17 protein-coding genes are annotated in these 14951 nt (G+C 35.3%); 14 read left to right on the plus strand and 3 right to left on the minus strand.

Translation table 11 applies throughout. The features are described from left to right. The first annotated feature begins 307 nt into the window (after nucleotides 1-307). The 8 genes from V7014_RS04785 to V7014_RS04820 all read left to right on the plus strand — a co-directional run bounded on the left by V7014_RS04785 (nucleotide 308) and on the right by V7014_RS04820 (nucleotide 5403). A complete protein-coding gene (locus V7014_RS04785; protein ID WP_335504707.1) occupies nucleotides 308-829 on the plus strand; it encodes a YqeG family HAD IIIA-type phosphatase in 522 nt (173 codons plus the stop codon). Beyond that, a complete protein-coding gene (gene yqeH / locus V7014_RS04790; RefSeq protein ID WP_335504709.1) occupies nucleotides 811-1935 on the plus strand; it encodes a ribosome biogenesis GTPase YqeH in 1125 nt (374 codons plus the stop codon). Before V7014_RS04785 ends, yqeH begins: the two co-directional genes overlap by 19 nt. Nucleotides 1936-2034: 99 nt before the next feature. After that, nucleotides 2035-2868 carry a shikimate dehydrogenase gene (gene aroE, locus V7014_RS04795; RefSeq protein WP_335504846.1) on the plus strand — a complete coding sequence of 278 codons (834 nt, stop codon included), beginning with the start codon at nucleotides 2035-2037 and terminating at the stop codon, nucleotides 2866-2868. Between the two features lie 2 nt (nucleotides 2869-2870). After that, nucleotides 2871-3170, plus strand: a complete 300-nt coding sequence (gene yhbY, locus V7014_RS04800) for a ribosome assembly RNA-binding protein YhbY (RefSeq protein ID WP_335504711.1) — start codon at nucleotides 2871-2873, stop codon at nucleotides 3168-3170. Beyond that, entirely contained in the window at nucleotides 3167-3736 is a 570-nt protein-coding gene (locus V7014_RS04805; protein ID WP_335504713.1) for a nicotinate-nucleotide adenylyltransferase, read from the plus strand. The genes yhbY and V7014_RS04805 overlap by 4 nt, the downstream gene beginning before the upstream one ends. Next, nucleotides 3726-4298, plus strand: a complete 573-nt coding sequence (gene yqeK / locus V7014_RS04810; RefSeq protein WP_335504715.1) for a bis(5'-nucleosyl)-tetraphosphatase (symmetrical) YqeK — start codon at nucleotides 3726-3728, stop codon at nucleotides 4296-4298. Before V7014_RS04805 ends, yqeK begins: the two co-directional genes overlap by 11 nt. A 2-nt stretch (nucleotides 4299-4300) precedes the next feature. Continuing rightward, entirely contained in the window at nucleotides 4301-4660 is a 360-nt protein-coding gene (gene rsfS, locus V7014_RS04815) for a ribosome silencing factor (RefSeq protein WP_335504716.1), read from the plus strand. Beyond that, complete coding sequence (locus tag V7014_RS04820) at nucleotides 4657-5403, plus strand: class I SAM-dependent DNA methyltransferase (RefSeq protein ID WP_335504718.1); 747 nt, start codon at nucleotides 4657-4659, stop codon at nucleotides 5401-5403. Before rsfS ends, V7014_RS04820 begins: the two co-directional genes overlap by 4 nt. A gap of 88 nt (nucleotides 5404-5491) precedes the next feature. Here the strand turns inward: V7014_RS04820 and comER are convergent, their stop codons facing one another. Next, nucleotides 5492-6319 (minus strand): late competence protein ComER, encoded by an 828-nt coding sequence (gene comER, locus V7014_RS04825; protein ID WP_335504720.1) that lies wholly within the window; start codon nucleotides 6317-6319, stop codon nucleotides 5492-5494. A 59-nt stretch (nucleotides 6320-6378) separates the two neighbouring features. On the opposite strand from comER, the gene V7014_RS04830 reads away from it, so the two are divergent. From V7014_RS04830 to V7014_RS04840, 3 genes are all read left to right on the plus strand, one after another. After that, entirely contained in the window at nucleotides 6379-7053 is a 675-nt protein-coding gene (locus V7014_RS04830; RefSeq protein WP_335504721.1) for a helix-hairpin-helix domain-containing protein, read from the plus strand. 138 nt (nucleotides 7054-7191) lie between these two features. Beyond that, complete coding sequence (locus tag V7014_RS04835) at nucleotides 7192-7752, plus strand: ComE operon protein 2 (RefSeq protein WP_335504722.1); 561 nt, start codon at nucleotides 7192-7194, stop codon at nucleotides 7750-7752. 15 nt (nucleotides 7753-7767) lie between these two features. Next, a complete protein-coding gene (locus V7014_RS04840; RefSeq protein ID WP_335504725.1) occupies nucleotides 7768-10065 on the plus strand; it encodes a DNA internalization-related competence protein ComEC/Rec2 in 2298 nt (765 codons plus the stop codon). Between the two features lie 75 nt (nucleotides 10066-10140). Here the strand turns inward: V7014_RS04840 and V7014_RS04845 are convergent, their stop codons facing one another. Beyond that, nucleotides 10141-10275, minus strand: coding sequence for a YqzM family protein (locus V7014_RS04845; RefSeq protein WP_335504727.1), 135 nt, complete (start codon nucleotides 10273-10275; stop codon nucleotides 10141-10143). 368 nt (nucleotides 10276-10643) lie between these two features. Between V7014_RS04845 and holA the strand changes: the two genes are divergently transcribed. After that, on the plus strand, nucleotides 10644-11672 hold the full coding sequence (holA, locus tag V7014_RS04850; protein WP_335504729.1) for a DNA polymerase III subunit delta: 1029 nt from the start codon (nucleotides 10644-10646) through the stop codon (nucleotides 11670-11672). Between the two features lie 172 nt (nucleotides 11673-11844). On the opposite strand, the gene rpsT is transcribed toward holA, so the two are convergent. Beyond that, complete coding sequence (gene rpsT / locus V7014_RS04855; protein ID WP_335504731.1) at nucleotides 11845-12108, minus strand: 30S ribosomal protein S20; 264 nt, start codon at nucleotides 12106-12108, stop codon at nucleotides 11845-11847. 254 nt (nucleotides 12109-12362) lie between these two features. On the opposite strand from rpsT, the gene gpr reads away from it, so the two are divergent. Continuing rightward, on the plus strand, nucleotides 12363-13481 hold the full coding sequence (gene gpr, locus V7014_RS04860; RefSeq protein ID WP_335504732.1) for a GPR endopeptidase: 1119 nt from the start codon (nucleotides 12363-12365) through the stop codon (nucleotides 13479-13481). 259 nt (nucleotides 13482-13740) lie between these two features. After that, a complete protein-coding gene (gene spoIIP, locus V7014_RS04865) occupies nucleotides 13741-14943 on the plus strand; it encodes a stage II sporulation protein P (protein ID WP_335504734.1) in 1203 nt (400 codons plus the stop codon). Nucleotides 14944-14951: the final 8 nt, after the last annotated feature.

The raw sequence follows: 14951 nt of genomic DNA on the forward strand, positions 1-14951 counted from the left end.
ATAGTTAAAGTGTCTATAAAGAAACTTTACCAAATATAAACAATTGGAACAATCGTTCTCTTATCCACAGGTTGTGGTGGATAAGTTGTGGTTAATTTGTTTATAGTAGTCATTTATCGAAGTAAAACACTGTGGAATCTGTGTATAACTTTATCCACAGGTAGGTAAATATTGGGATTTTGTCGAAAAATATTGTTAGTATGTAATTTAGGCACAAAATAGTTAAAGGTAGCTTTGAAAGAAAAGAAAAAATTAGGTATGATGTATTACGGTGTATTTTATGAAATAGGTAGAGGTGTAGAGAAAAATGCTTAAGTTATTTTTGCCAAGCGAACATGTAAAAAGTATCTTTGAGATTACTCCTCAAAGTTTAATTGATAAAGGAATAAAAGGGATCATAACGGATTTAGATAATACGTTAGTAGAATGGGACCGTCCCAATGCTACACCCAAGCTAATCGAATGGTTTAACGATATGCAAGCACACGGTATTCGAGTAACCATTGTTTCGAATAATAATGAGAAAAGGGTCAGAGCTTTTTCAGATCCCCTAAAAATCCCTTTTATCTTTAGAGCAAGAAAACCTTTGGCTAGAGCTTTTAAAAAGGCTATAGCAGATATGGGCATTAAAAAAGAAGAGTCAGTTGTAATAGGCGATCAATTATTAACGGATGTATTAGGAGGTAATAGAAGTGGGTTTCATACCATTCTAGTTGTACCTGTGGCTCAATCAGATGGCTTTTTTACAAAATTTAATCGACAGGTAGAAAGAAGAATCCTTTCTAAGTTTCAAAAACAAGGATTAATCCAATGGGAGGACAAAAAGTGACAGTTCAAGAACACGTATCATGTATAGGGTGTGGCATCCAAATTCAAACAGGTGATCCAAAAGGAATGGGGTATGCACCAAAATCAGCTCTAGAGAAAGAGCAAATTATTTGTCAGCGTTGTTTTCGTTTGAAAAACTATAATGAAGTTCAAGATATTTCATTAACTGATGATGATTTCTTGAAAATTCTTCATGAAATTGGACAAAATGACGCCTTAATTGTAAAAATTGTAGATATTTTTGATTTTAATGGTAGTTGGCTTCCAGGCTTACATCGCTTTGTTGGCAATAATCCAGTACTTCTAATCGGTAATAAGGTTGATTTGCTACCAAAATCGGTGAAGCCAAATAAGCTAACTCACTGGATGAAATACAGCGCAAAAGAACTGGGTTTAAAACCAATCGATGTTATGCTTGTGAGTTCTGCGAAAGGGTCTCGTATGGCGGAAGCTGTTGAAGCAATTGAACAATACCGTAAGGGTAAGGATGTTTATGTTGTAGGCTGTACAAATGTTGGTAAATCGACGTTTATTAACCGCATTATAAAAGAAGTTAGTGGAGAGGGAAATGTTATAACGACTTCTCACTTTCCAGGTACTACGCTAGATATTATTGAAATCCCGTTAGATGATGGACATGCTTTAATGGATACTCCAGGGATTATTAATCATCATCAAATGGCCCATTATGTTGATGGGAAAGATTTGAAATATATTACCCCGAAGAAAGAAATTAAACCAAAGATTTATCAGTTAAATGAAAATCAATCGTTGTTTTTTGGAGGATTAGCTAGATTTGATTATCTTTCTGGTGGAAGAAGATCATTTACTTGCTATGTTTCAAATGAATTAGGCATTCACCGTACTAAATTAGAAAAAGCGGATCAATTGTATCAAGATCATGCTGGTGAACTATTATCACCAAGTTTAGATCGAGTGGATGGTAAGATGCCTGAGCTTGTACCACATCAATTTTCTTTAAAAGAAGGCAAGATGGATATTGTATTCTCAGGATTAGGATGGATTACAATTAATGAGCCTGGTGCAATGGTTGTCGCTCACGTTCCAAAAGGTGTATCTGTAATGGTTCGTAAATCATTGATTTAAATTCTAATATGAAGGTGGAGAAACTTCTCGGTCGCTAGGTTAGATTCCATCGAACAATAGTTGAACGAGATACTTTATATGAACAGGTTGGTGGGGAAGCTGAAACAATTATACGGCGTAATTGGAGATCCGATTTCACATTCAATGTCACCAGATATGCACAACGATGCGTTTACTGATCAAGAATTGGATGCTTATTATAATGCTTTTCACGTACTACCAAGTCATTTAGAAGAAGCAGTTAAAGGCATGAAGGCTTTAGGAGTTAAAGGGTTTAATATAACTGTTCCTCATAAAACAGCTATTATTCCTTTACTGGATCAAGTTGATCAGCTTGCCGCTACTATTGGAGCGGTAAATACGGTAAAATATGAAGATGGTCAATTTATCGGTTACAATACGGATGGATTAGGTTTTGTAGCTGGCTTGAAAGAAGAACTGCATGATTCATTAACTGAGAAGAAAACATTGATCATAGGTGCTGGTGGTGCCGCAAGAGGAATTTATTTTTCATTAGTAAAAGAAGGAGTACATGAAATCGACATTGCAAACCGTACCGTTTCTCGTGCTCAACAAATTATTGATGAAAATCCTTATGAAGCAAGATCAAAAAGTCTTTCGATTAAATTAGCAGAAGACCATTTGCATGATTACGATTTGATTATTAATACCACTTCGATTGGTATGAAGCCAAAAGTGGATGAAATGCCACTATCACTTCAACATTTACGAAGTGATGCTTTTGTGAGTGATATTATATATAATCCTTTGGAAACGAAATTTTTATCAGAAGCAAAGAAAAAAGGCGCTTCTATACAGAATGGTTTACCAATGTTTATACATCAAGGAGCTTTAGCGTTTCATATTTGGACTGGAATAGAACCAAATATTGAAAGAATGAAAGCAATTGTTTTAAGGAAATTAGGAGGTTAACCATGTTAACAGGAAAGCAAAAAAGATTTTTACGTTCGAAAGCACATCATTTATCACCGATTTTTCAAGTAGGAAAAGGTGGCGTAAATGATAATATGATTACACAAATTCAAGAAGCATTAGAAGCTAGAGAATTAATAAAGGTCAGCATTCTGCAAAATTGTGATGTTGATAAAGATTCAGTTGCTAAAGAACTAGTAGCTGGAACAAAAGCTGAATTAGTACAATTAATCGGGTTAACTGTTGTCCTTTATAAAGAATCGAAAGAGAACAAACAACTAGAGCTTCCACTGAAAAAATGAAAAAAGTAGGAATCCTAGGTGGGACGTTTGATCCACCACATATCGGACATCTAATCGTAGCCAATGAGATTTTAACAGCGCTAGAACTTGATGAAATCCGATTTATGCCGAATCATACCCCTCCTCATAAAGAGAAATCTCAAGGTGTTTCAAATGAGGATCGAGTAGAGATGTTGCGCCTTTCGATTGAAGATCATCCACGATTTTCATTAGAGCTAATTGAATTAGATTCACCAGGTACTTCTTATACATTTTATACAATGGAAAAATTAAAAGAAAAAGAACCTAATACAGCGTTTTACTTTATTATTGGTGCGGATATGATTGAGTATTTACCAAAGTGGCATCGAATTGATGAGTTAGTGGGTTTAGTACAGTTTGTCGGTGTTCAAAGACCACCGTTTATAACGGATACACCATACCCTTTTGAATTAATTGATGCACCCCTTATTTACTTATCATCTTCTGCCATCCGAGATAAAGTGAAAAAAGGGGATACTATTACATATTTAGTGTCACCTGCTGTTGAAGAGTATATAGAGGAGAACTCTTTATATGAAACGTGAACAAGCTTTAGCGATTGTAAAAGTGCAATTAACAGAAGAACGTTATGTGCATACAATAGGAGTAACAGACACGGCAGTCACATTGGCAAAAAGATACGGGGCTGATGTGGAAAAAGCAGAACTCGCGGGGATTTTTCATGATTATGCTAAGTTTCGCCCTAAAGAAGAAATGAGAAAAATTATTGAAGAACAGAAAATGGCTAAAGAGCTATTGGACTTTCATCATGAATTATGGCATGCACCTGTGGGCGCTTATTTAGTGCAAAAAGAAGCAGGAATACAAGATGAAGAAGTATTATCTGCAATTCTTTACCATACAACAGGACGAGCACATATGACGAAGTTAGAGAAGATTGTTTTTCTAGCAGATTATATTGAACCAGGTAGAAAGTTTCCTGGAGTTGAAAATGTTCGCAAGATAGCGAAGAAGGATTTAGATGAGGCGGTTGTTGCGGCTTTACGTAATACGGTTAATTTCTTAATGTCGAAAAACGCTACCATTTATCCGGATACAGTTTTTGCATATAATGATCTTGTACAGAAAAAGAAAATGGAGGAATAAGTTTGTTAAACGAAAAAGAATTGTTAGTTACTGTAGCGAAAGCTGCTGATGATAAGAGAGCAGAAGATATTATGGTTTTAGATATGCAAGGGATTTCTTCAGTTGCGGATTATTTCGTAATTTGTCATGGTAATTCAGATAAGCAAGTTCAGGCAATTGCACGTGAGATGAAGGATAAAGCTGAGGAAAAAGGTGTAGATGTAAAGCGTATTGAAGGTTTGGATGAAGCAAAATGGGTTCTTGTTGACTTAGGAGATGTGGTTGCACATGTCTTCCATCGTGATGAAAGAAGCTATTACAATTTAGAACGTTTATGGGGAGATGCTCCATTATTCCCAATTGAACAAGAGCTTCAACAATGAGTTATGAACGATTTGCCTTTGTATATGATACGTTGATGCAAGATGTTCCTTACGATAAATGGATTGATCGTTTTATTGAGAAGATGGCTCAATTTGATATTAAGGGTAATCGTGTACTAGATGTAGCATGTGGTACGGGTGAGTTTACTGTACGTCTTGCAGACAAAGGATACAATGTAACGGGCGTTGATTTATCGGAAGAAATGCTTTCCATAGCGAGAGCGAAAGCTGAAGAGTATAGCGTGTCGATTCCTTTCTATCATCAAAATATGGTTGAGTTAGATATGGGTGAGTTATTCGATAGTATTGTCATCTTTTGTGACTCGTTAAATTATTTAGAAAGTGAACAGGATGTTCAGTCTACATTTCAACATGTGCATGAGCAGTTGAAAAAAGGTGGATTATTTATGTTCGACGTTCATTCTATTTATAAGATGGAAGAAATCTTTGTAAATGCAACTTTTGCTGATGCTGGAGATGCTGTTTCTTATATTTGGCATTCATTTGAAGGTGAAGAGCCTTATAGTGTTGAACATGAGCTTTCTTTCTTTGTAAAGGATGAAGATACAAACCTTTATGATCGATTTGAAGAAGATCATTATCAACGTACTTATCCAATTGCGATGTATGAACAATGGTTGCGAGAAGCTGGATTTACTATTAAAGAAGTAATAGCAGATCTTGAGAATATTGAACCAAGTGAACAAAGTGAACGGATTATGTTTGTTGCTATAAAAGAATAACAAGGGAAGAGGTTTTCTTTAGGACAACCTCTTTCCTTGTTTTTATTTTTAACTAATATTGCAGGAGTTTAAAGTTTTTTGTCGAAATTTAATATTGTTCATGAAATTGTTTCTCTATCTTCGTAATTTCCTCTGCGAATTTATGATGTGTTGCTTGAAAAATTTGTTCAAACACATCTCCCAATTCATTTTCTAGCACTTTGATACCTTCTCCAGTAATACCACCTTTTACGCAAACCTTTTCTTGTAAAGTCGGCAAGGAATATTGCCCGCTTTTTAACAAATCTCCAAATCCAATCAGCATTTTTTCAGTTAATATTGTAGCTGTTTGTTTATCTATACCTGTAGTTGCAGTTGCACCATCAATAAAACACTGTGCTAAATAGCTGAAGAAAGCTGGACCACAACTTACGATATCTGATGATACCCTTGTAATATCGTTTTCAATTTCAATTCCTTCTGAAATATTATTTGCAAGTTTGCGAATATAATGCTTCCATTCCTCTTTGCAAGAGTCTCCAAATGTAATCAATGAAACACCTGATAATACTTTATTAGTAATGCTCGGAATGAAACGAGCAGTGTTGCAAGTTAATACAGACTCCATTTGTTTAGTACTAATAGGACTAGTTATGGATACAACACATTGATTTTCAGTGATAACTTTTTCCATTTCTACAAAAAGAGGATACATATCACCAGGCTTTACACAAACAAAAATTAATTGGCAATCTTGAGTGAGTTGACGAATGTTAGTGCTGATTTCAATTTTTGGATGTTGTTGTTGGAGGGCGAGTGCTTTAGTTTGCGTACGGTTGTAAACCTTTAAACAAGACGCTTGAACAGAATGTGATTGTAGTAAGGCATCTGCGAGAATAGAGCCCATATTACCTGTTCCAATGATTCCTACTATCATGTATTCCTCCTCCCTTCTGCAATTACTTCATAAAACAATATGAGCTACAAATGGAAATTATGCGAAATAATCATGTAATAAAGGATGTGAATCAAGTGAAACAATTGGCACAAAAGAAAGTGTGGATCATCATTGGTGGAGCTGTAGCTCTATTGATTCTACTTATAATCATATACTTTCCTAATAACCGCCAAGAAGAAGTATTGACTGCAGAAAATCTTTTAGAGCAAGCGACAGACCAAGAAGAGGTGACAAAAGATGTAACAAAAGAAACGAATGTCCAAGAAGAAACAATTAAGAAAGTAGATGTTAAAGGTGCCGTAAATCGTCCCGGTGTATACGTAGCTTCAAAGGATGACAGAGTGTTAGATGTTATTGAAAAGGCAGGTAGCTTTACTGCTAAAGCAGATCGGAATGCTGTTAACCTTGCGCAGCGTGTAGAGGACCAAATGTTAATATATGTTCCGAATGTTGGCGAACAACCTCCTCAAGCTATGTCTCCAATGTCAGTTGAAAGTAGTTCGAATGAGGCCTCCGGTGAGGGGAAAATAAACATCAATACAGCGAGTGAAGATGAACTACAAACGATACCTGGTATTGGGCCTGCTAAGGCTAAAGCCATCATTCAGTATAGGACTGAAAAAGGTTCATTTTCAAATGTGGATGAATTGAAAGAAATAAGTGGTATAGGAGATAAAACATTTGAAAAATTGAAAGACCAAGTAACAATTTAAGCAGCATGATCATTCAACTAATCAGTCTCGAATCTCGATATATACTGAGGTACTTCTTCTTATCTAAACTATTCAAATGTGTGCAAACGTTGTAGAATAATCTGTAACATATTAATTATTGAAAAAGAGGGAAGCAAGATGAGTCGAATTAGTTGGCATCAATATTTTATGGCACAAAGTCATTTATTAGCTCTTAGAAGTACTTGTACACGTTTAACGGTTGGCTCTACAATCGTTCGTGATAAACGAATTATTGCTGGGGGATATAACGGCTCAATTGCTGGTGGCGATCATTGTATCGATAAAGGTTGCTACGTGATTGATAATCATTGCGTTAGAACGATTCATGCTGAAATGAATGCATTGCTGCAATGCGCTAAATTTGGTGTGCCAACGGGCGGAGCAGAAATTTATGTAACCCATTTCCCTTGTTTACAATGTTGTAAATCCATTATTCAAGCGGGGATTAAAGCAGTATACTATGCCGAAGATTATAAAAATCATCCATATGCACTTGAACTTTTCGAACAAGCAGGTGTTCAAGTAGAGCACGTACCGTTTACACAAGCAGCTCTAGATTCAAAAATGCATGAGAAAGCGAAGTTGTTTGAAGAAATGTTAAAAGAATTAGAAAATCTACACGTAGATGAACAGAAACTTCTTACTCTAAAAGAACAAAAGGAAAAACTCTTTCAATAGCAGAGGTGATTGCTTGTGATATTATTACTGGCCGTAGCAGCTATTCTAGGTGTTTCGGCCTTTTATGATTGGAAACCCATTTTCTTTATGGTCTTAATCATTCTCCTTCTTTACTTTTTTATCTCATCTAAGAAAGCAATTGTTTATGTAATAATAACTATTGCTTTTTATTTCCTCATTTCACATGTTCATGCCTACTTTAATCAATCTACCCTTACAACTGCAGAGAAGCTCCATATCGTTCGTTTGACAGAGCTACCGGATATTAATGGAGCATCTATTCAAGCTGTCGTTACCACCTCCTCTGAAGATAAAATTTTATTGCATTACTCATTTAAATCTGAAGAAGAAAAGCGAGTAATAACATCTCAATTTAAGCTTGGTCTAACTTGTGCGGTTTCAGGTCAATTAGAACAGCCTGAAAGTAATCGCAATGAAAATGCTTTTAACTACAAAGCTTATTTGAGGAATCAAAGTATTTATTGGATTCTGAGGTCAGACAAAAATCCGTTATCGGCTTGCAGGTATACGAAGCCAAATGTAGTAGAAAGTATAAAAAGCATTCGCTCCAAAGGCTTACAACATATCAATCAATATTTTCCGGTTGAAGCGAAAGGATTTTCAGCAGCATTGTTGTTTGGTGAAAGTGATTGGATTGAGGAGGAAACATACAATGCCTATAAATCATTGTCGCTTGTTCATATTTTAGCGATTTCAGGCTTGCATGTGGCTATTATAACGGCTTGTTTATTCTTTGCAGGTATACGGATTGGATTAACGAGAGAGGCGACACAAATTATGTTAATCATATTATTACCGATTTATGGAATCGTTGCTGGTGGTGCTCCCTCAGTTGTGCGAGCATGTGTAATGGTAATGGTGTTTTTACTTCTTACACTTTTGAAAATCAAAGTTTCGCCAGTATCTTTACTGTGTAGTATCTTTCTTTTATTGATGCTTTTTAATCCTTTTTATCTTCAACAAGTAGGCTTTCAATTATCTTTTTTTATTACGTTTGCACTATTAATGAGCGCAAAGATTTTAGTTGCAGTTAAGCATCATAATAAAGTAGTACAATCGTTAATAGTAACAGTTATTTGTCAATTATGTTCCTTGCCGATTATTTTGTATTACTTTTATGAATTCTCATTATGGGGATTTTTAGCGAACCTTGTATATATTCCTTTGTATACGGTTGTATTATTACCTATAACTATGATTGCATTCTTTTTTTCTATTTTACATGCTCCTTTTTCTTCCCTCTTTTTAACCCTTCTCGAACGGCTTTTTATTATAAGTAACGATGTTGCTTTATTACTCTCTCGTATTCCTCTTGCATCGCTAACTTACGGGAAACCATCTTTTCTTTCTTCACTCTTGTTAATGATCCTTATTTTATTTTTATTTTATTGTTGGGAATTGAAGAGTCGGAAGCTTGTTATTCTATGTATGTGTGTGTTGGTTTCGAGTTTATTCTTGTTTTATCACAAAGTGAGTTTGTCCCCGATTGGTGAGGTTGTTGTAATTGATGTTGGCCAAGGAGATAGCATTTTAATCAAACGTCCTTTTGGTAAAGGGATTTATTTAATCGATACAGGTGGGGTATTGATGTTTTCTAAAGAAAAGTGGCAGGAGAAAAGAAAGCCATTTGAACCTGGGGAGGATATAGTTGTTCCTTATTTGAAAAGTAAAGGTATTCGAAAAATCGATAAGCTAATATTAACGCATCATGACCAAGATCATATCGGAGGAGCAAACGCTGTAATGGAAGCAATACAAGTGAAGGAAATTGTCATTCCTGAAGTGTTACAGAAAGATTTTATTACGACACCAATGTGGGAGGGCGCTGTTAAAGAAAAAAGCAAAGTTTCATTATTAGAAAACGGTGGAGGGTGGAGAAAAGGGGAAGATTCTTTTTATGTGGTGCATCCAGTTCGATACACTGAAAATTCAAATGAAAGTTCACTCGTTTTGTTAGCTGAGATTAATGAGCTCAATTGGTTATTTACTGGTGATTTAGGTGAAGAAGGAGAAAGTGAACTTATAAATAGATATCCGCAAATGGAAGTTGACGTATTAAAAGTAGGGCATCATGGAAGTAAGTATTCTAGTTCAGCTCCTTTCTTAGACCAACTAAATGCTGAGTTAGCGATTGTATCAGCGGGGAAGAATAATCGCTATAACCATCCAAGCCAAGAAGTAATAGAAGCTTTACAAGAAAGAAGAATACCCCTTCTACGAACCGATCAGCAAGGATCAATCCACTATAAATATTTATGGGGGGTAGGAACCTTTTCGGTGACATTGCCATAGTATAGGATTGTATTCAAAGAGCCCAACATAAAAAAAACGACCCCCATATCAGAAATGGAAGGTCTATGTACAGTATTAACCTGCAACGAATTGAATAACTGTTGCGATGATGAACATAGTAGCGAAAAATCCGAAAGAAACTATAAATCCTACAGCAGAATCAACGGCATCATTACGTTTTGATTGCACATCTTGTTCAAATGTATTCATTTTCCATCCCTCCCATTTATTATTAAATAGTATAAGCGATTATAATAAAAAAATCTATACGACACTAAATCGTTTTCCACAACTAGTAAGAGTTGTCACAAATAGTTTGTATTTGCGTGGAAAGAATAAGTAGTACACCACCGTTACTAGTGATGATTTGGTATACCGTAGAAAGTCAAGTTTTCCCGGGGCTTAACATTCTGCGTTTATATAGATTAGGGGTCGTCTTAATGAGGTGATGATGACCCCTTTATGCTTTCCTTGGTACGTAATTACTAATATCCAAATTACTCCCTATTATTCCTACTTGATAATTAAAACAATCATCGCTAACATTATGTTAATACAAGCAAAATGAGGCGATAAGATTGGCATTAGAAGTTTGGAAACAAATGAAACAAAAGCAATTTGCTCCTTTATACTTATTGTATGGACCTGAGCCATTTATAATAAAAAAAACACTTTCGACATTGATGGAACATGCTTTAGAGGAAAGTGAAGTAGAATTTAATGTTTCAAATTTTGATTTAGAAGAAACACCAATTCATATTGCTTTAGAAGAAGCAGAAACGTTTCCATTTATGGGTGAAAGGAAATTAGTGATTTTACATAATCCGTATTTTTTAACAGCTGAAAAAACGAAAGAAAAAGTAGAACACAATATACAATTATTGCTCGATTATGTAGAAAATCCTTCCCCTTTTTCAATAGTGGTTATTGCAGCGACCTATGAAAAACTTGATGAACGTAAAAAAATTACGAAACAGCTTAAACATCATGCAACGGTTGTGGAAGCAAATAAATTAAAAGACCAAGAATTAGTAAGATGGATTGAAGGGCAAGCAATAGCACACGGTGTACAAATTGAACGTGAAGCGATTCAGACACTAATGGAAACAGCGGGACAAAATTTATTATTGTTGGCCAATGAAATTGAAAAAATGGCTTTATATGTTTTGGAAGAAAAAATGATTACTGTGCAGACGGTAAATGAATTAGCATCTAAATCGTTAGAACAAAATATTTTTACACTGATTGATTTCATTATGAATCGTAGAACATCACAAGCAATACAATTATTACAATCATTACTACGTCAAAATGAGGAGCCGATTAAAGTGTTAGCGCTTATGGCTTCACAAGTGCGTATTATGTATGTTGCGAAAAGTTTATCGCAAAATGGTTATGGGCAGCAAAAAATAGCAACGCATTTGAAAATTCATCCATTTCGCGTCAAATTAGCAATGGAAAAAGCACGATATTTTCAAGAGAAGGAATTAATGACTTTCTTAAATAATATTGCAGATGCTGATTATAAAATGAAAACTGGTCAAATGGATAAAGCATTATTATTAGAGCTGATTATCTTGCAGAGCGGAAGTCGGGTAAGTAATTAATTTTAAAAACAAGAGAACAAATAAGTGAAAGATGATGAGACGTGGGCTATTGCCACGTCTTTTTTTAGAAGGTATAATTTCGCGCGATGTCTAAGCTTTTTGATTTAGAGTCAATCACAAGGGACTGATGATTGTTTTCTAAATAAAAAAACGATCCAAAGGATCGTTTTAATTATGCGTTAAGACTGTTTAGTCTTTTAGCTAAGCGAGATTTCTTGCGGGAAGCCGCGTTTTTATGGATAAGACCTTTAGAAGCAGCTTTGTCCAATTTTCTCACAGCCGCTAAAAGAGCGTCTTTTGAGTTTTCATCATTGTTCGCAATTGCAGCTTCAGCGTTTTTAACAGCTGTACGCATTGAAGATTTAGCAGTAATATTGTTAGCTCTTTTTACTTCAGCAGTTTTTACACGTTTAATCGCAGATTTAATGTTAGGCATTCCGGTGTCACCTCCTATATTAGGAATCGAGATCTATATAAAATAAACTCGACTTTTAAATTTCTTAGTTTAAGCAACAAAAATCATTCTATCAGACTGTCATTTATATTGCAATACTAATATGCATTGTACACTATTTTATTACGTAATGTAAAAGGGTTTTTCACCTCAATTAAATTTTTTAATAATGAGTAAGGAATAATTATAGGTAATGATGGAAAAATAAGAGAACTTTGGTTTGGGAGGAATCGTACATGGAAGAGAAAGTGGACTATAGTAAATATGCAATAAGAACAGATTTAGCATTGGAAGCTAATGATATGCTGATAGAAGAAAAAACCGTCGCTGGTGAAAAGAATATTTCACAAATAGAAGGCGTGATTATTAAAGAAAAAACGGAAAATGATATTACCGTATCTTTGATTGAAGTAACAACTGAAGGTGCGAAGCAGATTGGCAAAAAAGCTGGGAATTACATAACGATTGAAGTACAAGGAATTCGCTCTGGAGACAGCAAAACACAGCAACAAGTAGAAGAAGTATTTGCTAAAGAGTTTTCTTATTTTCTAAAAAAAATGCAAATTAAAGAAGATGCAAGTGCACTTATTGTTGGTTTAGGTAATTGGAACGTTACTCCAGACGCTCTCGGACCATCGGTCGTAGAGAATCTAATTATTACCCGTCATTTATTCAAATTAGAACCCGAGACAGTGAAAGAAGGCTACCGTCCAGTTAGTGCCATTGCACCTGGTGTCATGGGTATTACTGGTGTTGAAACAAGCGATATTATTTCAGGAGTTATTGATAAGACAAAGCCTGATTTTGTTATTGCTGTAGATGCTCTTGCTGCTCGTTCTTTAGATAGAGTAAATGCAACTATACAAATCTCAGATTCCGGTATCCATCCAGGATCAGGTGTTGGTAATAAACGAAAAGAATTAAGCCAAGAAACGCTCGGAATTCCTGTTATAGCAATTGGGATACCAACGGTTGTAGATGCCGTTACAATTACGAGCGATACAATTGATTATATTTTGAAGCATTTTGGTAAAGAATTGAAAGAAGGTAACCGACCATCTAGAGCACTTGCTCCTGCTGGAATGAATTTTGGCAAGCGAAAAAAATTAACCGAAGAGGATTTGCCAGGAGACGAAGAAAGGAAGACCTTTATGGGTGTAATAGGTAACTTATCCGAAGATGAGAAACGAAAGTTCATTCATGAAGTATTAGCGCCGCTTGGACAAAACCTAATGGTTACACCAAAAGAAGTGGATATATTCATTGAAGATATGTCGAATTTAATTGCAAATGGTTTAAATGCAGCATTACATGAAGCAGTAAATCAAGAGAATACTGGTTATCATACGAAATGATAGAGGCTATTAAATCAGAGTCAAGAGATTAATTTGATTTTATCCCGTTCAAACNNCCCACTTCAAAACGAAAGTAAGTGGGAGATGAAGCGCCAGTTTGAACCCGATTGGTTCAACTAATAATCGGTGGGGGATGAACGAAAACCCCCACCGATTAAGGTTTCACTTTATAAATCGTAAACAAGTTGAATATTTATTGTTCTACCTTTTCTAGCAAAGTCATATTTATTTAATAGACAAGCTATGAAGGGGGAAAATGATGAAAAAAAACTACCACTATAACCAGTTTACGATTATTCAAGGGTCTTTAATAGTTAAAATCTTTCTAGCCGTTATTGTCCTCTTACTGTTTGTTTTTTCGTTAAGTGGTTTACTTACTTCTGTAAAGCCTGAATATCGTCCATCTTCCAAATCAGTGAACGGTGCGACGAGTATTTTTTCAGGAAAAATGTTATTTTCGTTACTAGCGTTTGAAAATCGTTATTTTGCAGCAGCAATAGAAGATACCGGACATAAAGATTCATTGGAAAAACAATTGCTAAAGCTTTCAGCGAATATTTCATTAGACGACCCTCGGAGTTTATTAGGGCGTGAATTGCCTGGATTTGCACATTTTGATTCGGAAATATTAGTTGCTGGGGAAGGTACGGATTATACGAATATGCCATATGAATCTGCGCCACCTGATGATAGTGCAATAGCGAAAAAAGAAGTAGAATTACAAAATGTAGACGATATTGACTCTTCAATCGACGAATCAAAAAACACAAAAAACAATTTAACAAACGGAAAAAAAACAGTTTTAATTTATCATACACATACTCGTGAGGCCTATTTACCGTATTTGAAGGGCGTTACAGATCCAAATCGAGCAAACCATAGTAAAATCAATGTAACTAAGGTCGGAGAATTGCTCCAAAATAGTTTAGAGAATAATGGAATAGGTGCTACTGCAAATGCAACGGACATAAATGCTCGGTTATCGAGTAAGGGATTAAAGTACTCGAAAGCATATAAAGAATCCAGATTAGTTGTTCAAGAAGCAATGGCGAATAACAAAGACTACGCTTATTTAATTGATATTCATCGGGAAGCGACACGAAAGAAACATACGACGGTTGCTATTAATGGAAAAGCTTATGCTAGGCTTGCCTTTATTGTTGGTGGAGATAATGCACAATTTCAAAAGAATTATGCGTTAGCTGTTAAACTTCATAAAGCCATTCAGAAAAAATACCCTGGATTATCTCGTGGCGTTTTTAAACAAGGTGGCCCTGGAAATAATGGGGTTTATAATCAAGATTTATCTCAAAATGCCATGCTAATTGAAGCGGGTGGAGTGGATAATACATTTGATGAACTGCGGGCATCTATGGACGCATTCGCAGATGTGTTCACTGATTTTTACGTAGCTGAAAATGGTGTGAAGGAAGTTAATAGTGTGAAAAAAAATTCAAATTAAACATGATA

This window comes from Bacillus sp. JJ722, assembly GCF_036963345.1.
Lineage (GTDB): Bacteria > Bacillota > Bacilli > Bacillales > DSM-1321 > Bacillus_AD.

Coding starts and splice junctions, on each gene's coding strand:
- rpsT (WP_335504731.1), bottom strand. CDS start 12,108: ATGCCTAACATTAAATCTGCGATTAAACGTGTAAAAACTGCTGAAGTA.
- yqeH (WP_335504709.1), top strand. CDS start 811: ATGGGAGGACAAAAAGTGACAGTTCAAGAACACGTATCATGTATAGGG.
- V7014_RS04785 (WP_335504707.1), top strand. CDS start 308: ATGCTTAAGTTATTTTTGCCAAGCGAACATGTAAAAAGTATCTTTGAG.
- yhbY (WP_335504711.1), top strand. CDS start 2,871: ATGTTAACAGGAAAGCAAAAAAGATTTTTACGTTCGAAAGCACATCAT.
- comER (WP_335504720.1), bottom strand. CDS start 6,319: ATGATAGTAGGAATCATTGGAACAGGTAATATGGGCTCTATTCTCGCA.
- V7014_RS04830 (WP_335504721.1), top strand. CDS start 6,379: ATGCGAAATAATCATGTAATAAAGGATGTGAATCAAGTGAAACAATTG.
- V7014_RS04835 (WP_335504722.1), top strand. CDS start 7,192: ATGAGTCGAATTAGTTGGCATCAATATTTTATGGCACAAAGTCATTTA.
- V7014_RS04805 (WP_335504713.1), top strand. CDS start 3,167: ATGAAAAAAGTAGGAATCCTAGGTGGGACGTTTGATCCACCACATATC.
- V7014_RS04845 (WP_335504727.1), bottom strand. CDS start 10,275: ATGAATACATTTGAACAAGATGTGCAATCAAAACGTAATGATGCCGTT.
- spoIIP (WP_335504734.1), top strand. CDS start 13,741: ATGAAAAAAAACTACCACTATAACCAGTTTACGATTATTCAAGGGTCT.
- gpr (WP_335504732.1), top strand. CDS start 12,363: ATGGAAGAGAAAGTGGACTATAGTAAATATGCAATAAGAACAGATTTA.
- V7014_RS04820 (WP_335504718.1), top strand. CDS start 4,657: ATGAGTTATGAACGATTTGCCTTTGTATATGATACGTTGATGCAAGAT.
- yqeK (WP_335504715.1), top strand. CDS start 3,726: ATGAAACGTGAACAAGCTTTAGCGATTGTAAAAGTGCAATTAACAGAA.